Origin of the sequence: Parasutterella secunda, from assembly GCF_023336895.1 — a bacterium.
Lineage (GTDB): Bacteria > Pseudomonadota > Gammaproteobacteria > Burkholderiales > Burkholderiaceae_F > Aphodousia > Aphodousia faecalis.
The window spans coordinates 1-23,011 of the sequence record NZ_JAMBLT010000005.1 but is presented as its reverse complement, the minus strand read 5'-3'; the positions used below and the strand labels follow the sequence as shown (position 1 = coordinate 23,011).

Here is a 23,011-nt window from a genome sequence, read left to right as displayed (position 1 = left end):
TTTCACCTATTTTCAAAAACACTGACCGGTTCATCAGTCGGAGCAAAACCGATTTCTGTCATCAATTGAGCTAAATCGTCGGGAGCGGGTACAAACCATTGCATAAGCTCCTTTGTTCTCGGGTGCTCAAGCCCCAAACGAGAGGCATGAAGGGCCTGCCGTTTTATGAGTGAAAGCGGACAACCTTCCGGCAACTTGCTCATTTTACCTTTATAGAGCGGATCGCCCACCAGCGGAAATCCTGCCCACTGCATATGTACGCGAATCTGATGCGTGCGTCCTGTATCCAAACGGCAGGCTACCCACGAAACCGACAATGGTGTCTGACCGACTCCGGGAACATAAGCAAAATCGACCAACCGTACATGGGTTTTAGCTTCTTTAGCTCTTGGACCTTGTCCCACGCAGAAACGAATCGGTGAACGCGGATCCCGCATAATCGGCTCATCAATAAAACCGGCTTGCGGAGCCTGACCATGAACGATGGCCCAGTATTCACGCTTAACCGTTCGAGCCTGGAGCTGTCGAATAAGATCGGTTTGCGCCTCAAGCGTCTTGGCGACAACCATTAAACCGGTTGTATCACGATCCAACCGGTGAACGATACCGGCTCTGGGCAAAGTCTTTAATTCAGGATTTCTGGCAAGAAGACCATTTAAAAGCGTGTCATCCCAATGGCCTGCAGCCGGATGAACAACCAAACCCGCAGGTTTATTGACAACAAGAATATCGTCATCTTCATAAACAACATCAAGCGGCATTTGAACCGGTTTGAAAGCCAGCTCTTCGGGGCTTGGCTGCTCCAAAACCTCAATTTCATCGCCGGCGGCCACTTTAGTGCGGATTTTCTCCGTAACCTCACCGTTGACGGTAACCGCCCCCTGTTCAATCCAGGTCTGAAGTCGTGCGCGCGACACAGAAGGCATCAGCTGTGCGAGCACTTTATCTAAACGGTCACCGGAATATTCATCACCGACAACAAAATACAGAGCTTCTTCGGATGAGGCCGACATATATATCCTTATTATTTACTTGAGCCAAAGGCGGTCTGATCGCTATAATCCGTGAATCAATTGACCGCATTTATCAGAGTCACATCAATGGCATTAACTTTACATCAATTGCGCAAGCGTGCGGCAACTTTTGCATTGGCCGCCGCAATCGCCGCTATGAGCGCCGGCTGCTCGCAAATCGAAACCGACGTTACCCAAGGCTGGGACGCTGACCGTCTCTACGAAGAAGCTCGCGCGGCCGCTGAAGACAGCGACTGGACTCGGGCGCAAGATTATTACACAAAATTGGAAAGCCGTTATCCGTTTGGCCGCTACGCCCAACAGGCACAAATTGAAAGTGCTTACGCCTATTGGCGTGACGGTGACGCCGCTCAATGCGTCCAAGCCTGTGACCGATTCCTGCGTCAATATCCCAACCACGCCAATAGTGACTATGTACTCTATCTGAAGGCGTTGGCAACGCTTAACCAACGTGACACGATCTTTACGGCGCTGCTCACGCAGGATATTTATGAGCGCGATTCTGATGCCGCTCGTACCGCTTTTGATACGTTTAAGGAATTGGTGGAACGCTTCCCGCAATCTCGCTACGCTCACGAAGCTCGTCGCCGTATGCACGAACTGGTTCTGTCTCAGGCCCACTCTGAATACAACATTGCCAAGTTCTACTACGACCGTCACGCCTACGTGGCCGCCATTGAACGCGCTCAAAATGTCGTGCGCACTTTCCAACAAACGCCCTATTCCGATGACGCTTTAAAGCTCATCCGTGATTGCTATGAACAACTCGGGGTTAAGGATTTAGAGTCTGACGTCAACCGCGTTATTGAACTCAACCAAAATCGCGAACGTTAATTTATCCGACCTTCTGATTATCAGGGGTGATTCGTCAAGTCGACCAATCACCCCTTAATTTTTCTCTGCTTTTTCATCCGGTTGTATCAGACAGACAACTTTAATACACGGTCGAGTTCTTCCGAGGACAAATCTCCAATCCACTTCTCTCCAACATTAACGGTTAAATCCGCGAGTTCCTTTTTACTCGCCAACATCTCGTTGATCTTTTCCTCAAAGGTGCCTGCCGTCACAAAACGGTAGACTAAAACATCTCGCTTCTGACCGATTCGATAGGCTCTGTCAGTCGCTTGAGACTCAACGGCGGGATTCCACCACAGATCATAATGAATCACGCTTGAGGCGGCTGTCAAATTCAACCCCGTTCCACCGGCTTTAAGTGACAGGATCATCACCCGAGCGGTCGGATCATTTTGGAAACGATCAACCATTTTCATGCGTTCTTTAACGCTGACCGCTCCATGTAAAAAGAGTGCTTTCTCGTTAAGGCAGTTATCGATCCAACCTTGCAGCCGTTTTCCCATTTCACGGTACTGTGTGAAGATCAAAACTTTGCGTGACACTTCAAAATTTTGACTCAATAAATCCAAAAGCATTGTGCCTTTACCGGAATCCGGAACATCTGTTTCTGTCTTCAGGTACTGAGACGGTGAATTGCAAATCTGTTTTAATGAGGTGATGAGCTTTAGTACAAGAGCCCGTCTGATCGCTTTGGCATCAATTTCCTCTTCCTTAGCTTTGGATTCCAGGGTTATTAGCCTTTGCATCATCTCTGTCAGTGTTTTTTGGTAAAGAGCGGCTTGCTCAACGGTCAATGTTGCAAACCGGTCATTAACCAACCGCTCCGGCAAGTCACTGATGATCGCTTTATCGGTCTTTAAGCGTCTGAGCATAAAAGGCGCTGTCAGAGATTTAAAAGCGTCTAAGGCCTGCGGATCCCGATCACTTTCAATCGGTTTGGCAAAGGTACGTTTGAAATCTTTTTGCGTTCCCAATAGACCGGGCTGCACAAGCGAAAAAATCGACCAGTACTCACTTAAGTGGTTTTCAACCGGTGTCCCACTCATAGCGATCACGCTTTGAGCGTTTAATAACGAAAGTGACTGTGCCAGCGTAGTCAAATGATTTTTGACAGCTTGCGCCTCATCAATAACTAAAAGTCTGAGGGGCAGTGTCCTCAAAATTTCAACATCCCGACGAATAACGCCGTAAGTCGTCAGAAGTACGTCATAGTCATCTTGGTCAGGAAGCTTACGTTTATCCCCATGGTAAATAACAGCCTTTAAATGGGGTGAAAATTTACTGATCTCTCGCTCCCAATTCGTCAAAAGTGTCGTGGGAACCACAATAAGCGCTTTTTTAGTCGAAAATTGCCCGGCTTCTTTGAGAGCGGTAAGAACAGCAATCACCTGAAGCGTTTTTCCAAGCCCCATATCGTCGGCAATCAGGGACCCTAAACCTAAATGAATGTTCTTCATAAGCCATTCATAGCCGCGCTTTTGGTAGGGACGAAGCTTGGCTCTTAAATGCTTCGGTAGATTTATGGTTGGAACTTGATGAATAGCGTTAATTTGCTCTTTAAGATTTTTATCCAGCGACACCGGCACGCCGTCGATTTCTCCGATCAGAGCCGCGCGCAACTTCTCAAGCGGAGAAATCTCCTCAGCTTTTTGAATTTTCTGTCGATATTTTTCAATCTCTTCAGGATCGACATAAATGTATTCGTCAGCCCACTCAACCACCTCTCCGACGTGAGCCACCAAGTCGGCAAATTCTTCTTCGGTCAGAACATGCTTGCCAATTGCCAAATGGTAATTGAAGTCTGTAAGCGCATCTTTGGAGAAAAAACTCTTACCTGTGCTTGCGCTTGAAACCGAAGCCGTGATCTTTGGCTTAAGAAGATTTTTGAGCGACTGCGGCATCGAGAGCGATATTCCCAGTAAAGTCAGGCTTGGCGCAATCTCAAAAAGAAACGCTTTTAGTGTTTCGGGATCTAACTTAACAGTATTATTTTTTGCTTCGAGCAATTCCCCCAACAAAGGGTAATGTCCTTTGAGGGTTGTTAGGACATTAAGGGCCGCAAATCGTTCCTGCTCGTACTCTTTGCCGCGCATGAGCGTTTTTAAATCAATAGCTTTCGATTTTCCTTCTTTAGCCTTAATGCGGTAGTGAAGATTGATCGTTTTGTCTCTTGATCGAGTCAGTACAAAAATCGGATGCCATGGGAAATTAAAACTCAGATTCAGCACTCTGAGGTATTGCGCGAGCGTGTGAGAAAGTGTGCTGTTGCAATCAAAATAAACATCGGTACTCGAAGGCGAAGCAAAAAACAGACCACCTGCACTGAGTTTAAAGTCTGAAGATAAAACTCGATGCCAAAGCGTGATCGCAAAGGTTAATCCCAAGTAAGCCTTTTGCTTATCGGATCGGCACTCTAAGTCTGCGAAATCGAAAAGCGAATCAAAGTACGGTACGAAAGTTTGCAAGAAATCAGCAAAAACCGATCCCACATAAGAGTAACGGACCGCTGGCATCCAATAAATTTGGGGCCAACAATCCTCTTTGTCACTTGAGACCACCACAACCGGAATAAGCGCGGCCGATTCATAAATGCGGTCAACCAGACGAAATAAAACTCTCAATGCATACAGGGGCTCAGAAAGTGTCTGACTGCATAAAGTTTCCGGCAACGACAAAAGCGTACTGATTAACCGCAAAACTTCATCGTTATCAATTCCCCTGCCTTTTTCATCGACCAACTGTATATCACGACCGTTGGATCGATCCAGAGCGATACGGTAGTGATGCCGTAAATACCTTTGCAAGTCTTTTTGAAGTTGAGCCTGGTAACGAGAAGAGAGTGAGTCTTCGTTATCGAACACTAAAAGTGCCCGTGACTTATTGGCATTGAAGCGAATAGCCTCCATGAGCTCTTGAGGGAAATTTTTTGAATTGCCTAAAGTGAAAACCGACGGCAAAAGGGGAAATATTTTCTCACCCGTATACTCAAGGGACTTCAAAGGAAAGTTGCGTAAATTAAAGGGCGAAGGCCTGCTTGTAAACTCCAAATCATCAACAAATGAAGCCACCTCTTGAAGCGTGACCGCTCGATCTTCAACCGCCTCGGACGCGTTCAGTCCGGCCTGCTTGAGTTTCTCCACGAGTTGAACGCCGTGAAGGGTGAAAATTAAAAATGGATCCGAGTCGATGGCTCGTGAGAGCCAATAAATAACCGCAGCGATGTGTTTGCAAAGCCTTGCCGAATCGGGACAGCTGCACGAACATTGAAGATCTAGACTAGTGGAAGGAAAAAGTTTTAGTCCTAAATCACTGCAAATACTCGCCAATTGGCTGGGAAGTTCATTATCGAGAAGCCTGGCAACAAGATCGCTTCGAGTTCGCAGACTGTCTATGAGTCTTTCCACTTTATCGGAGCTGAAGCGTTCAAGCTGGATACGAACCTCATAAGCCATAACGCTGCCCTGAACAACGGCTTCAATGGCAAAAGTTTCGGGATTAATATCAACTTGAAGGACGTTTCCCTTATTGCAATAGGTCTTGCCACGGGGCAAGCGATTGTCGTGGTCACAGGCTAAGAGCGCTTTTAACCACTCCTTTCCCCACCAAGTCAATCCATATTGTTCACGACGAGCCATCAATATGCCTCATCCGGGTTATCTAAAAATGAATAAACCCGAGCAAATTCCTGCGTTCGAATCATGGCCGGCAGGCTTTCAAGAACGACACGTCCATAACGCTTTTGCAGCAGACGATTATCGCCGAAAACAATGACACCGAAATCATTTTCACTGCGAATAAGACGACCAACACCCTGACGCAAAGTCGTAATCATTTCCGGTAACTGATAGCTCATGAAAGGATTTTTGCCCTGATCGGCAAACCAATCTTTCTTTGCTCGAGCCACCGGGGTATCAAACTGAGCGAAAGGCATCTTATCAATCACGACAAGCTGAAGCGCGTCACCCTTCATATCAACGCCTTCCCAAAAACTCATTGAACCCACCAACACCGCATTGGGCATGGACTTAAAGCGATCGAGCAATTCCGACTTCGGCGCTTCGCCCTGAACACATAAAGTGAAGTTTGCTCCCATCCTCAAGCGCAATTCATTGGCAATGGCTTCCATTGAACGGAAACTCGTGCAAAGGAAAAAAGCTCTGCCTTGCGTCTTCTGCAATAAAGGCCAGGTTGCTTCAACCAATTCATGAGCAAAATTGTCTTCAAAAACACCCGGTAAATTTTTAGGCAGATAAAAACGAGCCTGATAGGCAAAATTAAAGGGACTGTCCCACGTGTAGGTCTGGGTTTCTTTTGAAAGACCCAATTCGCCTAAGAAATAGGAAAAGTCAGCACTGCCGTCATCTTTTCGGGTTGAAATGGTGGCGCTTGTTAATATCCAAGCGTTATGCATTTTCTCGCGGGCTTTCGCAAAAGGCTGAGCAAGCGAAAGCGGCGTATTGGAGAAAAAGACATTTTGCTCTGTTAAACGAAGCCAAAGTACGGAGGGGATTCCACCGACCGTCTTAACCGCCGAAGGATTCGTGAGCGTGACTTGCCAGTCCTGCATCCGTTTTAAAAGATCGGCTGCTCTGTCTGAAAAAAGATCGCACTCCTCATTTGAGCCTTCAAGAGATTTAAAAGTCTTGGCAATGGTGAGAACGGACTCAATCAGTTTTTCAAAAGGCTCTTTAATACTCTGGGCGAAACCGTCGATGGAATTGATTTCAATTTCTGTATCAATTTCCACCCCCAGACCCCGGTGAATAATCTGGTGAAGATTAAGGGCAACTTTTTTTACATCAAGAAAGACATCATCCCATCGGACAACGCCTGCCGCATGGGCTTTTCCGATCAAGCGGCCTTCCTCAGAAAAATCCTGTAATTCCCAAAGCGAGAAGATGTCTGAAAAATAATCGATTCCAATATCGGGCAGCTTGTGAGCTTCATCGAGAATCACCAAGTCGGCGTCGGGTAATAACTCGGCCATGGTGTCATCTTTGAGACTGAGATCGGCCATGAAGAGATGATGATTGACAATGACAATATCGGCTTCATGAGCGCGAGCTCGGGCACGATTGACAAAACAATCGTCATAGTGCGGACACTTTGATTTACCCAAACAATTGTCTTTTGTACTCGTCACCCAGGGCCACAGCGGATCTTTTTCCGGTATCCCGGGAATATCGTTTTTATCACCGGTTGCGTCCCGCCTGGCAAAGTCAATGATTTTTTTCAAACGCTTATAACTGTCTGCTTCAGGCAAAAGACCTCGATCCACAAGCCTTTCTAAACGTTCTTTGCAGATATAGTTTCCCCGGCCTTTAAGCACAGCCACATCGGCATCGACGGCAAGCGCTGAACAAATTCGACCGACATCTTTTTCGAATAACTGATCCTGAAGTGTTTTACTGGCCGTGGAGACAATCGTTTTAGAGCGAGAAAGAATCGCGGGCACTAAATAAGCAAATGTTTTCCCTGTGCCGGTGCCGGCTTCCACGACAGCAACACCCTGCGTTTGAATGGCTTGCCCCACTGCTTGAGCAAATTGCAATTGGCTGTCACGGCGCTTGAATCCCTCAATTTGGCGACACAATGGACCGTTGGCATCAAACGCTTCGACAATGGCTTTTTCTAAGCGGGAATCCATGAACTAAAAGAGGCCCTCTTTTTGACTGTTTTCTTTCTGAAGCTTCTGAGCTTGTTCGCGTTTTTGACGTTCAGCTTCATAAGCGGCCTTTCGTGCTTGACGCTTGGCCTTTCGTTCAGCCGCTTCCTTTTGCAACTGCGCTACGCGTTCATCCTGTGCTTTAAGTTTTGCCTCATAAGCTGCCACATTGGCCTGCTCTTGTTGCTGACGAGCCGATTGCTTGGCAATTTTTTCATCGTTACTTTTAACGCTTCCCCGTTGTGCCGGCATGGAAGGTTGTTGAGCGGCCTGCGCACGGCGCTCTTTAGACTTAAAAATCCGAATCTGGTGATCGGCCTTGCGAATCAATTGATTGGCAATGCGTGTACGTTTATAAAGGACACTTTCAGCCCGTTCTATGCAATCGTTGACAAAGACCTTTTTCTGACAAAGATAGGTATGTCCCTCGCGAAGTCTTTGAATGCGCTTGAGTTCCGCTTCACCGATCGCCTTTGCCTTTTCTGCTTCCTCTAGGGTTTTAAATTCCGGATCAACATAATCCGGATCCAGAGGACTAGGTGCTACAACACCGGCTTCCCAACCGAGCTCTTCGGGGGTTACGAATTCCGCATCCTCATTGGCGGCTGCGAAAACAGAAGTCGCCAAGGCCATCATGACTAACCCGACTGTAATTTTTTTACGCATAAAAATACCTATCTACCGTTATCGCAGAAATTTTAATCAAGACTAATTGGATTTTCTTTAATTTGAACAGATGCTCACCAAAAACACTTTTTGAAAATCATGAAATAGATTTGTTTAATTTGACATTCATCAAATTTAAAGATTGTTGATTTTGTTGTTAATAATGTCGACAAAAATAATGTGATATTTACTAACTACTTGATTTATAGATCTATTCAAGAAATGGGTTAATCTATCCCAAATTTTCGCCATGAATTTCAATTTTAAAACCACTAATTTCTTCTATTTATATCTAATAATTTTTACTTAGAAGGATAATTTATTGATTTATCGCATCTTTTTCTATATCGCATTGGATTTTAATTTTGTCGACCTTTGTTTTCAGACTCTATTTTTGTCTGTGTTTAAGGATTAAACCGTCTTTGCGTAAACTGCGAAAAATCGATTCAACAATTTAAGGGAAAAAAATGAAAAAGATTCTTGCGGCCATTGCCATGACAGCTTTAGCGGCCACCAGTGTTAACGCTGCCACCATTTTGGTGGGAACCGATGCGGGCTACGCACCCTATGAATACAAAGACCCACAGACTAACGAAATTGTGGGTTTTGATATTGATTTGATCAAAGCCATCGCCAAAGCAACCGGCAATGAAGCCAAGATTCAAAATATGCAATTTGCAGGCATTATCCCCGCCTTGCAAAGCAACATGATTGATGTGGCGGCAGCCGGCATGACAATAACCCCTGAACGTCAAAAACAAGTCACCTTCTCAGACCCTTACTATGATGTCGGCGGTCTGATTATGGCGGTTCATGCCAAAAATGTTGATAAATATAAGCACATGAATGACCTGGAAGGTAAACGCGTATGTGCTCAAATCGGTTCCACCGGCGCCTTGCTCGCAAAGGAAATCAAAGATGCAAAGCTCGTTGCCTTTGACCAAACAGGCGAAGCCTTTATGGAATTGAAAATGGGCGGCTGTGAAGCCGTCTTAGTCGATAAGATCGTCACGGAATTTTATCTCGCTCATAAAGCTGAAAAAGATATCGTTTTGGTCCCCCACCTCTATACCCATAAGCAAAATGGTTTTGCCATGGCTAAGGGCAATGAAAAGATGCATAAAATCATCAATACGGGGTTAAAGACCATCAAAGAAAATGGTGAATACGACAAAATTTACGAAAAATGGTTCGGCAAAAAGCCTGAAAAGAAATAAATAATCTAAGCCTCAATAATTAGATAGGCCGATCAAATTTTTAACGATCGGCCCTCATTTTTTTATAATAGTCCCGTTTGTATTGCCTATCAGGAAGAAAAAATGACGCGTCCTATCCGTATTGCAGTGACGGGCCCCTGCGGCTCCATCGGTTACTCCATTTTGTTTCGTATTGCATCCGGTGACCTCTTCGGTCATCAACAACCCGTTGAATTAAGACTTCTCGCTCGCAATACGCCTGAAAGTCAGGCTCGTCTGAAGGGCACGATGATGGAACTGTCCGACTGTGCCTTTCCGCTTTTAGCTGAAATGAGCGCTCATACGGACGAAAAGGAACTTTTCGACGGTGCTCAATGCGTCTTCTTAATCGGCGCGCAGCCTCGTAAAGACGGTATGGACCGCTCCGATCTTCTTCGAGCCAATGGGGAAATTTTCAAACGCCAGGGCCAAGCCTTAAACGAACGAGCCTCTCGTGATGTGCGCGTTTTGGTCGTCGGCAACCCCTGTAATACAAATGCTTATATTGCCATGCGTAATGCACCGGATCTTAAGCGCGAATGCTTCTCAGCCATGATGCGTTTGGACCAAAACCGCGCAATGGCCCGCGTTGCCGAAAAGCTTCAGGCTCCTGTTTCCGGTGTTGAGCAAGTTTTTGTTTGGGGCAACCACAGCAACACGATGTATCCAGACATCCGTTTCTTACGTTATAAAGGACACCGCTTGGCCGATCAATTCGATGCGCAATGGCAAGAAGAATTTATTAAAAACGTAGCAACCCGTGGCGGACAAATTATCAAAGCTCGCGGTGCATCCTCTGCTGCGTCTGCCGCAAGCGCCGCTTTAGATCATATGCGTGACTGGATTTTGGGCAGCCAAGGCAAGTGTTGCACAATGGCAGTTCCCTCTGACGGCAGCTACGGCATTCCGGAAGGTCTGGTCTTTGGCTTCCCCTGCCTGTGTCCCGGCGAAGGTCGTTATCAGATCATCAGCAATATGCCGATCACTCAAGAAGTTCGTCATCGCTTGGATGTAACCCGTGATGAACTTTTGGCTGAGGCTAATGCTGTGGCCGATTTACTTCCTTAAATGTCACCGCAAAAAATTGATCTGATCAATTATTTGAAGGGCGCTCGTTTTATCGAGCGCCCTTTAAGTGTTCCGAGCTGCGTTTTAGACACCAATGTCGTCCTAGACATATTGCTCTTTGCTGATAAAAATACGGAGTCAATTCAAAAATCACTCGCTTCAGGCCAACTTCTTGCACTCGGTCATTACGATACCCTTTATGAGTTTGCCGATGTCATTTCCCGATCTCAATTTAAGCTAACTGAAAGTCAAATTAAAGAAAAACTTCATGCATGGATCAAGCTGCATTGGCTTATTAAAGAGCCCTTGCCAACTGAAGGTTATTGCAAAGATCACGATGATGATAAGTTTTTCAATTTGGCTCGTTTATGCTCAGCTCGGTACTTGATTTCTAAAGACAAAAAAGTGCTAAAAGCCAAAGGCAAAGCAAAACGATTCGGCTGCATCGTCATCAAGCCTGAAAATTTAAATCTCTAGGTCTTTTCTCTATTGCGAGCCTCTCCTCTTCGTGCCAAACTGTCTATGAAGCTTAAACGTTGGGAGTTGGCCATGGAGTTTTTATATCGCGACAAGTTGCCTAATCCTGCGGTAATCAACGAACGAATCCGCCAGTTCAATCACATCATCCACGGCGTGAGCCAATGGCGCGAACCTCCCTTGGATACCCAGTGGCCGATCTTGGTCAAAGACAATATCGATGTTTCCGGCCTTCGAGCAACAGCGGGCAGCTACGCATTAAAGGAACTTAAAGCCGAAGACGCCTTTTGTATTAAAAAGCTTCGTGAGCACGGTGGGCTTCCGTTCGGCAAAACTTCAATGTCAGAGTTGGCCGGTTTCCTAAGTACAAAGATGCCACCTGGCTATTCAGAGTTAGGCGGCCAAGGGATCAATCCCATTGATTCGTCTCTTACACCGGGCGGCTCAAGTTCGGGTTCGTGCATATCGGTTGCTGCCGGTTTTTGCCACGCAGCCATTGGTACAGAAACTCACGGCAGTATTGTGATGCCGGCTATTGCGTGTGGAGTTGTCGGAATCAAACCCAGCGTCGGCTTGGTTTCCCGTGATGGTGTCATTCCTATCTCGCACTCCTTGGACACACCAGGAGCCATCGCTCAAAGCGTTTCTCAAGCCGCTAAACTCCTTGAGGCTATTTGTGGCACGGATCCCAATGATGTAGCGACTGAAGATTGCCCAGAAAAAATAGACTTTCAAACTGATCTCGGTGAAGATAAGAGCATTATTCGTGTAGCCCTTTTAGTGCCCGCACACAGAGCTTTTGATGCGGAAGAAAAAAGTATTCTCACTCAATTGGTTCAAGCCGCTAAAAAACAAAACATTGTTATCACCGAAATTCAAACGAAAGACGTTGAAACGTATTACAAGATTATTTCATCGACAGAAATTCAAGGCGATTTTGATCGTTATCTGCAAAAATACGGCAATGGCAAAACGCCTGGTACGTTCAAAGATCTCGTCAAGATGTATGAAATGCGTGCTCAACACCACCCCTATGGCATGGATCGCCTAACGGATGCGCTTAAGTTTTCGAGCGATTTGAATAATCCGACTTATCGAAACGCTTTGCAGCGCGGTATCGGTAATACAACACGAGCTATTGATGAAACCCTCAAGGAAACGAATGCTCAAGCCATCATTGCTGTCGGCTTTGTCCCTTGGTGGGCCGTGGCCAGGGCGCCCTATGTTGCCTTGCCGCTTGCACAGCGGCACAATCACGCGATGATCGGCATCACTGTAGGCTGCAGAAGGCTTGAAGACAGAAAGGCGCTTGATATTGCAGCTCGCCTTGAAAAAGTAATTAAGGAACTTTGATAATTGAAACGCCGCATTAAGCGGCGTTTCGTCTGTGAGCTATAGCTTTGCTAAAGCACCTAAAAATTGAACGGCTACGCAAGCCACCATCACAACGACGGCCAGAGCGATTCCGATTTGCATTATGCGTTTGAACATTTAGTCCTCGCTTTCGTTTGAAGGCAATACTGTATCGATTTTTTTATCGCCGGGCAACTCTTCCACATCACGCAATTTGCGCCCCATCACATTCGTTCTGGTTCTCACGCCTGCAATGGCGCTCTTAACACCATCGACTCGCTTTTCCATCGTATCGAGGGCATCGGCAAACTTCATAAATTCGGTTTTAACTTGTCCTAAAACCGTCCAGACTTCGGCGCTTCGCTTTTGAATCGCCAACGTTCTAAATCCCATCTGAAGGCTGTTGAGCAAAGCACTCAAAACCGTAGGACCGGCAACTGTTACGCGATAATTATTCTGCAAATCTTCAATCATGCCCGGGCGTCTCAGACATTCTGCATAAAGTGATTCACTGGGTAAAAACATCAGAGCAAATTCCGTTGTAAAGGGAACTTCAACGTATTTATCGTGGATTTTTTTAGCTTCTGACTTAATTCTTGCCTCAAAAGCTTTAGCATGCTTTTCAGCAGCCTCCGCATCACCAATTTCACGTGCATCTTCGATTTTCTGATAGTCCTCAATCGGAAATTTGGAGTCAATTGGCAGCCATACAAATTCCCCGTCATTGGAACCCGGCATCTTTATTGCAAACTCCACCCGCTCATTGCTGTTGGGGCGCGTGGCGACGTTCTCTTCATAATGATTCGGAATGACATTGGCAAGAATTGCCCCCAACTGGACTTCTCCGAAGGTACCGCGAGTCTTGACATTCGTAAGCACTCTTTTGAGTTCGCCTACCTGTCCGGCTATGGAACGCATTTCTCCTAAACCGGTCTCCACGTCTTTCAGATGAGCCGCCACTTGTTTAAAACTCTCCGATAATCTTGCTTCCAAGGTCGTCTGCAGTTTGGTTTCAACGGTTTGACGCATCATCTCCAATTTAGAATCATTGTTTTGCTGCAAAGTCTGAAGCTGTCGATTTAATGTATCCCGAATAGCCGATAGTTCCTGATTAATTCCGGAGGACAACTGACTAACCTGTGTTTTTAATGCCTCCCTGGCTTGCAACTGAACTGTTGCGTTACCCTGATTAATCTTTTGAATAAGATCAGTAAAGCCGACCATATTCTGGTTTTGAGTTTGCGTAAGCCGACTTAGCGAGTCGTTGACTTCCATACGAAGCTGAGCGTTTGATTTCTGAATCGAGTCATTGACAGATTGAAGTATCCTTATCTGATCGTCTTCGCTATTTTCTTCAATTCTCTTAGCAATCACTTCTAAAATTTCTTTGTCCTGCTTTTTACCCGAAGTGACTATCCATAGAAGCACCAAGAGCAAAAAACTCAATAGAGCGAAAACACATCCCCAAAAACCGAGGGGAGATTGTGACATTGACTGAATAATGGCTTGCATGTTAAAAAGGCTCACTGTTAACAATGAGCCCTAGTATAACGATCTTAACTTCAGGATTTGAAGTTATCGATCAGATGTTCCGAATGTTTCAACAATCATCTGAACCTGTTGGTCAAAATAAGGATTAAAAGTCAGGCGAGCATAAGGATGAGCATCGCGGTTTTCAGTCCATGAACCATACCAAACATATTTACCTTCGTGACAGTATTGAAGCAACTTTTCGTCCTGTCCCCGCAGGCAGAAGCGCTCCTTGCCGTTAATCCCGTAGTACGGGTTCTTTGGAGAATAAACCAGTCCCAGATGAGAAAAACTTCTAATCTTATATTTAGGTAAAAAGTCTGTTAATACCGTTAAGCGCCTGTCGCTCGCAATCGTTCCATCGGGCAAATTATCACCGTACCAAACAAACTGAGAGCGAGAGTTCGTGAACTGTTTTTGCATCAACGGCAACAGTTCCTGCGTATTAACGATGCTATCGTTTTGGGCCATGAAAACCAACACCGGCTTATCGTAGGGATAGCCTGAAACACGCCCCATGGCCGAGTCCATAGACGCTTTAAAAGTATTTAAAGCCTGCATCGGGACTGTACGATAACGAAATGGAGTCACGCCGCCAGCGGCTTCTTCGGGAGTCTTCAACCAATCAATAAAGAGACTGACGAAAGGAACGAAATTAACCAAATTCGTTCTGACGCTTAAAGCCGGAGAAATCAGTACCAAGCCATCAACATTGGGGTTTTCGTAAGCCTCATGAATGGCTAAATTTGCACCGGTTGAAAAGCCTGCGAGGTACACTTCCTTGACATCACGGCTCATGATGCGGGTTTGCTCATCAATTAGGCGGTTCCAGTCATCAAAAGTTACCTCAAGCATGTCTTCTGGCTTCGTGCCATGTCCCGGTAAGACAAGAGCTCTCACCAAAAAACCTTTGTCAGCTAGGTAATGGGCAATATCGACAAAGTTGTAAGGAGAGTCCGTAAACCCATGAATCATCAACACACCTTTATCGTTGGGCTTAGCGGGTCTAATTTCAAACGGCAATTGATGGGAAAGTTCGACTTCATGTTGATCGGTCACATAACGCCTATGCGCACTCATCCATTGAGTCGTTTCCTGCACATACTGATGAAAGGACTGTTGCCCTAGGGGCATTACATCGCGATCCGCACGAGGCTCAAAGGAGACACAACCAGAAATAGATGAAGCAACCACAACACTGGCTGTCAGCATCAACAATCGAGTTTTAACTTTTTTATGGGTACTCATTTGAATAACCTCGTCTGCTCTCAACAAGCTGATGGTACAGAAAAAGCTACAGAATTGCTCTACTGAACTTTTTTATGTTCTATCATTTTTTTATAAACAAGAGCAAAAGCGAGACCTAAAACACAAAAGGCGATGCCGACCTGACAACAAGCGGCAAAGTTCATGCCATTAGCAAGCATTTGCTGCATGATAATGGGTCCCATGAGACCGGCGACGGAAAAACCGCTAAACATAATCCCGTAATTAACTCCGGCGTGCTTGGCACCGAAACGATCAGCAGTAAAACCCGGATAGATAGACATGAAAGTTCCGAATGAAATGCCAATCAATATGCAACCACAGTAAAAGAAAACGTAGTCTCCCTGTCCTGAGTACATTAAAACGGACAAGCCCATTGCAGAAAAAATAAGTCCCGTTATAAGGACGCCGATTCTTCCTACTTTATCGGACAAAGTTCCGGCTACCAAACGGCCGGCCATATTGAAAAATGCAATGGTTGACACTGCTGCCGCAGCGCCCACCGCATCCATGCCGATTTCGTTTTGTGCAATACTGGCTGCCTGCGACAAAATCATCATCGCACTGACAGCCCCACACATCAGTAGTGCAATCATTGGCCAGAAAATAGGACTAGCCAACATCTGGCGCCACGTCAACCCGGTGGCAGCGGCACAAGTTTTCTTATCACCATGTTTATTGAGCGGATTGAAATCCTCGGGGCAACGTTCACAAAAGTAACCGCAGAACATAATCACCAAAGCAAAAACCGTCCCCAGAATCACAAACGTATTCATAATGCCGTAGTGTTGGGTCAAAACTTGCGCAACCGGCGGAACAATCACGGAGCTAAAACCATAAACAGCCGTGACCAACCCACCTGCAAATCCTCGCTTATCCGGGAAATATTTGATAGCTGTACTGATTCCCGCCCCATAAGCCAATCCCAATCCGAGACCAAAGAACACGCCGTATCCGATAACGATCTGTGCGATAGACGTTGCCCAACCGCAAAAACACAAACCTAAACCGATCAGAAGCCCTCCGGTGATGATCACCAACCGAGGGCCGTAACGGTCATTAAAAGCCCCGCCCAGAATCATAGGAATAGGACCGACACTGTTGGCTACGCCAAAAGCTATCGCCAAATCGGCAGCAGAAATCAAATGACCGGAGATAATAGTGAGCTCTTCAGCAGCCGCTGCGGAAAGAACACTCCATGCGTAAATTGAACCCGCACACAAGTTGATGCAACAAATCAAAACCAAAATAATCCAACGCTTAGTGGAGACAGTGATCTTTGCCATTTATTTAGCCTTTAAGGTATTTAATGTGATTTTTTCAACAATTGGCTAAATTAATTGATTAATTTAATTTTCTTCTAATAAGAAACTTTCAATTAACAGCCAGTTTTTGGGATTATCAGAATTAACAATGAGGAAATAAAGGCAAAGAAAACAACACTTATTTGACTTTTTATCAACTAGATAAAAATACTAAGGAGTATTACCGAGAAAAAATTAAAAAAGATAAATAAAAAAACCAAACGCAAAACGTTTGGTTCTGTGAAATGGCGGAAGGGGTGGGATTCGAACCCACGAACGCTTGCGCGTCGGCAGTTTTCAAGACTGCTGCATTCAACCACTCTGCCACCCTTCCAAGAGGTGAGAGCGCTATTGTATAGAAAATTGCGTTTTGAAACAAGAGAAATAGTTTCAAGGCACCCTTAGATGATGAAAATCATTAATATTGTCCTGTCATCTAAATGGAGAGAAAAATGGTCAACGAAATCACTCATGATCAAGTTCAAGAAATTATCAAATCTCACGATTTGTGCATTGTGAATTTCGGTGCGCCCTGGTGCATTGATTGCCGACGGGCAGCACCTTTTTATAAAAAATTCTCAGAAGAATTCACGGATGTCTATTTCACTCATGTTGACGTTGGTGACCGTGATGGAGAATTACGGGAACAACTTCGCGGTCAATATGGTGTCGGCCATATTCCGACAATGATTTTCTACAAAAACGCAACCGAAGTTGACCGCATTGTCGAAGTGCAGACACCGAGTGAATTGAAAAAATTTATTGAACGTTGCAAGGCTTAAAAATTTTTTAGTGTCGGGGCTTGAAATTTACAGAAGTCACAGTATAATTTCGTGCTTACGACACATCACCACGGAAGGGTGGCAGAGTGGTTGAATGTACCGCCCTGGAAAGGCGGCGTACGGTTATCCGTACCGAGGGTTCGAATCCCTCCCCTTCCGCCAGTTGTACAGATCCCAGACTTCGATAGTTTGGGATTTTTGTTATCAGCCAGTTACTTTTTCTCTTTTTCGCTTGAATCCCCTCATAGCAAAGTATATGATGGCCTCGCCCCCGGCATTTGCACAAAAGAGCTGAAAAAAACCGAGGTAAAAAATGATCAGCCCTAAATCCATAACCGGCGCTACCCTCATCGGCCTTATCGCTCCCTTCATGTGGGGAGCAAGCGTATCGCTCGTAAGAACCATTGCAGAAAATTTCGGCATTGCCCAAGGGCAGTGCCTGTTATATATTGTGGCCGCTACAGCCCTATTCTTTCTTGTCGGTTTCCCAAAATTTGACCGTATTCCTTGGCAATACAAAACGATTGGCTTGGCAACCGCAAACCTATCAAGCATCTCTTTTTGCTTATCGCTTTACTTTTCCAACGGCGGCACCCAAACGATGGAAGTCGGCATGGTCAATTACCTCTGGCCAACGCTCACCATTGTGTTCGCCATTCTTTTTAACGGACAGAAAGCCCGTTGGTGGATTGCTCCGGGAGCGCTTTTGAGCTTTTGCGGCATTTATTGGATTTTGGGTAACGGTCATATCGCTATTGACGGGTTCATTGAACACATCAAAATCAATCCTATCAGCTATTTCCTCGCCCTAATGGCTGCTGTAACCTGGGCAGGCTTTTCCTCCATGACTCGTGCCTGGTCTAAGGGAGAAAACATGAGTACGGTGATTTTCATTTTTGACATTATTATCTTTGGCCTATTCTGGACAATGGGGGTTGGCGGCAGTCCGGCCATCACCGGTTTCGGTATTTTGAGTGTCATTTTGGGAGGATTGGCGATGGGAGTCGCTTACGCCTCTTGGACTCATGGGATGAGTTACGGCAATATCACTGTGTTAGCCATCGCATCATATTTCACACCGGTTTTATCCTGTCTTTTCGCTTCTGTCTGGATTGGCGCCGAATTGACAACTGCCTTCTGGCAAGGTGTAGCATTGGTCGTAACCGGTTCACTTATTTGCTGGCGCGCCACCCGTGCTCCATCGCCTAAACGCTGATGCCCCATAATCACGATAGAAAAGAATCCGAAACAAACGAGCCGATGTCTTTTGCAGAAGGCATCGGCCGAATGCTGGCTATGATTATGCTTTTACTCAGAGCATTGGCTATCGGTGTTATTTGTTATTTCCTCTACCGATTTATTGAACCTTTGCTTCACTGACTAATGGAAAAAACGCAACCTCAAAGCATTTAAAACAACAGAAGTTGAAGAAAGTGCCATTGCCGTGCCACCGATCATCGGTGAGAGCATCGGGCCTCCCCATAATGCGTGAAGCACTCCCATCGCCACCGGGATTCCGAGAATGTTGTAGCCAAAGGCCCAGCCCAGGTTCTGATAAATATTTCTCAAAGCAGCCTTTGATAAGCGTAAAGCCGTTAACACCGATTGCAGTCCATGACGCATCAAAATAACATCTCCCGCCTGGGCACTCACATCTACGCCATCGGCCACCGCAAAACCGACGTCGGCTTGAGCAAGCGCAGGAGCGTCATTTAAACCGTCCCCGACCATCGCCACTTTTAATCCCTTATCCTGTAACTCGCGGATAATCCTCGCTTTATCTTGAGGAAGAGCCTCACCATACACCTCATCGATTCCCAATTCATCGGCAATTTTGCGGGCAGTCCTTTTATTGTCACCGCTAATCATCAATGTCCGAACACCTAACTGTCTCAAAGCCTTAAGAACTTTATTCGATTCAGGTCTCACTGTATCGGCTACACCGATTACAGCGGCTAGTTTTCCATCAACGGACAAAAGCAGAGGTGTTCTTGCCAGTGAACTCATTCTCGTCAATGCCTCCTTTGCCACTGTAATGTCTACAGATTGCTGAAGCATTAAAGCGGCATTACCCAAAGCGACATTTTTCCCATTGATGTTTCCTGTCAAGCCTAAACCCGGCAATACAACAGGCTGAATCGCTAAGATATCTGAATGATTGGCTGCCAGGATGGCCTTGGCAATTGGATGCTCAGACCTCGCTTCCAAACTGGCCGCCAACGTCAAAATTTGTCCTTTCTCGTACCCGCCAAACGTAATCGTATCCACGACCTTCGGTTGACCTAATGTGAGCGTTCCAGTTTTATCAAAAGCAATGACATCAACTTTCCCTGCTAACTCTAAAGCGACAGCGTTTTTGATCAGCACTCCCAACTGAGCGCCCCTGGCAGTGGCAACCATAATGGATGTCGGAGTTGCCAGACCCATGGCACACGGACAGGCAATCACCAGTACCGATATCATGGCTTTGACCGCAAGCGAGATCGGTTCACCAGAAAAAATCGCCCAAGCACAAAAAGTCAACACCGACAAAACCATGACAGTTGGGACAAAATAAAAACTTACCCGATCCGCCAAAGCGGCTACCGGCGCTTTTGAACTTTGGGCGCTTCTAACCAAACGAATAATTTGGGCTAATGTTGTATCGTTACCCAAATGGGAAATCTCGATAACGAGCGGATGCGTTCCATTGAGACTGCCCGCAATGACTTCAGAGTTCACTGTTACAGCAACAGGGATAGATTCTCCAGTGAGAAGCGATTGATCAACCTCGCTCGTTCCTTCTATGACAACACCGTCAACCGGAATTCTTTCTCCAGGCTGAACCAATACTTGATCTCCAATCGCAAGTTCAGCGACTTTTACAACTCTTGAGGCTCCATTTTCGTACTTTCTGGCTGTCTGAGGGACAAGCTTCATCAAAGAACCGATTGCGTCGCCCGCTTTTCGCTTCGATTTAGCCTCCATGTATTGACCGATTGAAATCATGGCAATGAGCACACCGCACGATTCGAAATAAAGGTTCATCACATAGGGCGCATCTCCTGCCAGGATCTTGATGAAAGAAAACAATGAGTAAACAAAAGCTGCACCGGTGCCAACCGCGACCAGGCTATCCATATTAGGAGCTCCTTGGACGAGGTTGCCGAAACCATCCTTGTAGAAATGCTTACCCAAATACATAATGGGCAGAACCAATAAGAGCTGGATAAGGGCAAAAGCGACTGGGGCGACTTCTGGCGTCAAAAAGGCCGGTAAAGGCAAACCGATCATGTGACCCATCGAAACATATAAAAGCAAAAATGCCAAGGCAATCATCGGGGGAAGTGATTTGAACTGATTGTGCAGACTCTGGGTCGACAGCTCATTTTCTTTTTGCCATTCTTCAACCAAGTCCTCTCCTTCTGTGACTTTGGCTCCAAAATTGATTTTTTCAATTCTGGCAATAACGGCCTTTACCCCTTTAGTTTTATCGATACCATCCTTTAAAACGACTTGCGCGCGATTAGTTGGCAAACTGACACTCACAGAATCAACTTCTGCCATTTTTGAGACCACCCGTTCGATCCTTGACGAGCATGCTGCACAATGCATACCTGTTATCGCCAATTCAAATTTGATCTTAGACATAATTTCTCCAAATCAGATGGTCACACTCTATACCCTATAGCTACTATAGGGTGCAAGATAGCAATAGGCCCTATAATGAGAATATCTCTCATTATGGTAACACGTCTAAAGGAGTTAAATGATGAACAAGTTGAAGGTTGATGGGATGCATTGTCAAAACTGTGTAAAAGCCGTTACAGAAGCGGTCAGCGCATTGCCCGGCGCCAAAGGCGTTCAAGTGAGTCTTGAAAAAGGCGAAGTCACTTGGGAAGAAATGGGCGTAAGTATTGATCAGGTTAAAGAAGCCATCGAAGATATTGGTTTTGATGCGTCAGTGCCGACGTGCTGCTGCGCGCAGAAGTAATAGAGCTTTACCGTATCAAAATTAAACCCGCTGTTTGCACAAAACAACAGCGGGTTTTCTCATCGAGCTAAAAGCCAGTGATTAGTAGTTTTCAGCCTTACGTTGGAAGTAGGCCTTAGCGTGAGCGCAGACCGGGCAAACTTCAGGAGCTTGCTTGCCAATCACAATGTGACCGCAGTTAGAGCATTGCCACATCGTATCGCCTTCAGAAGAGAAGACCATGCCACCCTTCACACGTTCAAGAAGCTTCAGATAGCGAGCTTCGTGTTCTTTTTCAATGGCAGCGACACCTTCAAACAAGAAAGCGATTTCTTCGAAACCTTCCTCACGAGCTTCACGGGCCATACGGTCATACATATCGGTCCATTCGAAGTTTTCACCGTTAGCGGCATCTTGAAGGTTTACTTCAGTTGTGGGGACTGCGCCACCATGCAAGAGCTTAAACCAAAGCTTGGCGTGTTCTTGTTCGTTCTTAGCGGTTTCTTCAAAAATCTGAGCGATTTGAACATAACCGTCTTTCTTGGCTTGGCTTGCATAGTATGTGTACTTATTGCGGGCTTGGGATTCACCGGCAAAAGCTTCCATCAAATTCTTTTCGGTCTTGGTGCCTTTTAAATCCATTTCTTTCTCCTTAATAAAAAGAGGACTTTTTTGTTCCTGAATCAATAGTAAAGGGTTTAGAATTTTTTTTCTCGACAATAAGTCAACATTCTATGAATGCCATAGAAGCTCAACGCTTTAAAAGCTAGCACATAAAATTTAAATTTAAAATCCTATTTTATCTAACATATTGTTTCCATTGATTTAATGTTAAATTCCCTGTTATTTTTTATCTCGAACAGAAATAATATGAGGGGCTCTAATAACTCTCATACCAAATAACTGATTAGTACAACTGTATCAACAAAATACCGGTTGGCCTGCAACCGGTATTTTGCTTTTAAAGAATTTTATAGCTTAAATGGACGGCACCGTTTTCAAAGGCTTTTATACTTTTGAGTTTTAATTGAGTCGGCAACTTCTGCATCGGCAATCCGTCAAAAACTGCTGCCATTGATCCCCGGGCGTCAATCCCGGGACCAATTAAAAGACTAACTTCATCCAAAAGTCCGGCGTCTAAAAAGCCGGCATTAATATGACCGCCACCTACGATCGCCATACGTTTAACATCAAATTCTTCGGCCAGAATTTCACAGGCGCGAACCAAATTAATGCGATCTCTGCCCGTTGCTATCCAAGAAATATTTTCTGAGTCCAAGTAGTCAAGATAGGCTATTCTGGCTTTCTCACTTGTGATCACAATAAGAGGTAAATTCAACTCTTTAGGTTGACTCCAAAGAACGTTCCCCTTGTATCTACAACGATGCTATAAGCGTCAGCTGCTATTTTCTTAGAAAAACCTTCTTTGGCAAAAGGTGTTGAATCTGCTGACTGAAACTCTCCGTCCTGAGCCAATTCCAATTGAGCTGTTACTTTGCCACTGAGCGTTGTCGGAGTATCAAGAGCTTTTAAAGTTTCGTAATATTCTTAACCCCCTCAATTTTTTCAGTCATTTGGCAGTCAATTCGACCGTCAACGGAAGTCATCATATGACATACGATGAATGGTTTTTTCATTTCTTTCTCCTGCATTTCAACTGTTTCTAACAGTAGTCTGAGTAAGTAACAATTTGTCTTGTCCTGAAAAAAGTTGACACTTTTTGATTAGTAAAGGAGTGTCAGATGACATATTTCAGAGACTCGACGGCGAGAGTATTGTGCAAAAATTGTTGGTCTTCAAAATCGATTTTCTCAGCATGACCGT

18 protein-coding genes and 2 tRNA genes are annotated in these 23,011 nt (G+C 45.4%); 9 read left to right on the top strand and 11 right to left on the bottom strand.

Annotation, left to right across the window (positions count from 1 at the left end; all coding sequences use genetic code 11):
* Positions 1-2: 2 nt before the first annotated feature.
* Complete coding sequence (locus M3080_RS05800) at positions 3-1,013, bottom strand: RluA family pseudouridine synthase (protein ID WP_249092274.1); 1,011 nt, start codon at positions 1,011-1,013, stop codon at positions 3-5.
* Positions 1,014-1,100: 87 nt separating this feature from the next.
* On the opposite strand from M3080_RS05800, the gene M3080_RS05795 reads away from it, so the two are divergent.
* Entirely contained in the window at positions 1,101-1,868 is a 768-nt protein-coding gene (locus tag M3080_RS05795; RefSeq protein ID WP_022473533.1) for an outer membrane protein assembly factor BamD, read from the top strand.
* Positions 1,869-1,954: 86 nt separating this feature from the next.
* Here the strand turns inward: M3080_RS05795 and M3080_RS05790 are convergent, their stop codons facing one another.
* Genes M3080_RS05790 through M3080_RS05780 form a run of 3 tightly spaced genes read right to left on the bottom strand, consistent with a single transcriptional unit; the run spans position 1,955 to position 8,220 of the window.
* Complete coding sequence (locus M3080_RS05790; RefSeq protein WP_249092273.1) at positions 1,955-5,524, bottom strand: SNF2-related protein; 3,570 nt, start codon at positions 5,522-5,524, stop codon at positions 1,955-1,957.
* Entirely contained in the window at positions 5,524-7,536 is a 2,013-nt protein-coding gene (yoaA, locus tag M3080_RS05785) for a DNA repair helicase YoaA (RefSeq protein ID WP_249092272.1), read from the bottom strand. The genes M3080_RS05790 and yoaA overlap by 1 nt, the downstream gene beginning before the upstream one ends.
* Positions 7,537-7,539: 3 nt before the next feature.
* Positions 7,540-8,220, bottom strand: a complete 681-nt coding sequence (locus tag M3080_RS05780) for a hypothetical protein (RefSeq protein WP_249092271.1) — start codon at positions 8,218-8,220, stop codon at positions 7,540-7,542.
* A gap of 467 nt (positions 8,221-8,687) precedes the next feature.
* On the opposite strand from M3080_RS05780, the gene M3080_RS05775 reads away from it, so the two are divergent.
* From M3080_RS05775 to M3080_RS05760, 4 genes are all read left to right on the top strand, one after another.
* Complete coding sequence (locus M3080_RS05775) at positions 8,688-9,437, top strand: basic amino acid ABC transporter substrate-binding protein (protein ID WP_249092270.1); 750 nt, start codon at positions 8,688-8,690, stop codon at positions 9,435-9,437.
* Positions 9,438-9,539: 102 nt separating this feature from the next.
* Positions 9,540-10,523, top strand: coding sequence for a malate dehydrogenase (locus tag M3080_RS05770; RefSeq protein WP_022473527.1), 984 nt, complete (start codon positions 9,540-9,542; stop codon positions 10,521-10,523).
* Positions 10,524-11,000, top strand: coding sequence for a PIN domain-containing protein (locus M3080_RS05765; protein ID WP_249092269.1), 477 nt, complete (start codon positions 10,524-10,526; stop codon positions 10,998-11,000).
* A 72-nt stretch (positions 11,001-11,072) separates the two neighbouring features.
* Positions 11,073-12,353 (top strand): amidase family protein, encoded by a 1,281-nt coding sequence (locus M3080_RS05760; RefSeq protein WP_249092268.1) that lies wholly within the window; start codon positions 11,073-11,075, stop codon positions 12,351-12,353.
* A 138-nt stretch (positions 12,354-12,491) separates the two neighbouring features.
* Here the strand turns inward: M3080_RS05760 and M3080_RS05755 are convergent, their stop codons facing one another.
* The 4 genes from M3080_RS05755 to M3080_RS05740 all read right to left on the bottom strand — a co-directional run bounded on the left by M3080_RS05755 (position 12,492) and on the right by M3080_RS05740 (position 16,787).
* The gene (locus M3080_RS05755; protein ID WP_249092267.1) at positions 12,492-13,865 is read right to left on the bottom strand and encodes a DNA recombination protein RmuC; all 1,374 of its coding nucleotides are present in this window, start codon (positions 13,863-13,865) and stop codon (positions 12,492-12,494) included.
* Positions 13,866-13,928: 63 nt separating this feature from the next.
* Positions 13,929-15,131 carry an alpha/beta hydrolase gene (locus M3080_RS05750; RefSeq protein WP_249092266.1) on the bottom strand — a complete coding sequence of 401 codons (1,203 nt, stop codon included), beginning with the start codon at positions 15,129-15,131 and terminating at the stop codon, positions 13,929-13,931.
* 59 nt (positions 15,132-15,190) lie between these two features.
* Positions 15,191-16,435, bottom strand: coding sequence for an L-lactate MFS transporter (locus M3080_RS05745; RefSeq protein WP_249092265.1), 1,245 nt, complete (start codon positions 16,433-16,435; stop codon positions 15,191-15,193).
* Between the two features lie 264 nt (positions 16,436-16,699).
* A tRNA-Ser gene (locus M3080_RS05740) sits at positions 16,700-16,787 on the bottom strand.
* 118 nt (positions 16,788-16,905) lie between these two features.
* Between M3080_RS05740 and M3080_RS05735 the strand changes: the two genes are divergently transcribed.
* From M3080_RS05735 to yddG, 3 genes are all read left to right on the top strand, one after another.
* Positions 16,906-17,235, top strand: coding sequence for a thioredoxin family protein (locus M3080_RS05735; RefSeq protein WP_249092264.1), 330 nt, complete (start codon positions 16,906-16,908; stop codon positions 17,233-17,235).
* Between the two features lie 72 nt (positions 17,236-17,307).
* Positions 17,308-17,397: transfer RNA gene (locus tag M3080_RS05730), tRNA-Ser, on the top strand.
* A gap of 151 nt (positions 17,398-17,548) precedes the next feature.
* Positions 17,549-18,451, top strand: coding sequence for an aromatic amino acid DMT transporter YddG (gene yddG / locus M3080_RS05725; protein WP_249092263.1), 903 nt, complete (start codon positions 17,549-17,551; stop codon positions 18,449-18,451).
* A 164-nt stretch (positions 18,452-18,615) separates the two neighbouring features.
* On the opposite strand, the gene M3080_RS05720 is transcribed toward yddG, so the two are convergent.
* Positions 18,616-20,865, bottom strand: a complete 2,250-nt coding sequence (locus M3080_RS05720) for a heavy metal translocating P-type ATPase (protein ID WP_249092262.1) — start codon at positions 20,863-20,865, stop codon at positions 18,616-18,618.
* 118 nt (positions 20,866-20,983) lie between these two features.
* Here M3080_RS05720 and M3080_RS05715 point away from each other — a divergent pair, with 118 nt between their 5' ends.
* A complete protein-coding gene (locus M3080_RS05715; RefSeq protein WP_249092261.1) occupies positions 20,984-21,208 on the top strand; it encodes a heavy-metal-associated domain-containing protein in 225 nt (74 codons plus the stop codon).
* A gap of 81 nt (positions 21,209-21,289) precedes the next feature.
* On the opposite strand, the gene rbr is transcribed toward M3080_RS05715, so the two are convergent.
* On the bottom strand, positions 21,290-21,829 hold the full coding sequence (rbr, locus tag M3080_RS05710) for a rubrerythrin (protein ID WP_249092260.1): 540 nt from the start codon (positions 21,827-21,829) through the stop codon (positions 21,290-21,292).
* A 319-nt stretch (positions 21,830-22,148) separates the two neighbouring features.
* Positions 22,149-22,526, bottom strand: a complete 378-nt coding sequence (locus M3080_RS05705; RefSeq protein ID WP_249092259.1) for a dihydrofolate reductase family protein — start codon at positions 22,524-22,526, stop codon at positions 22,149-22,151.
* Between the last annotated feature and the right edge of the window lie 485 nt (positions 22,527-23,011).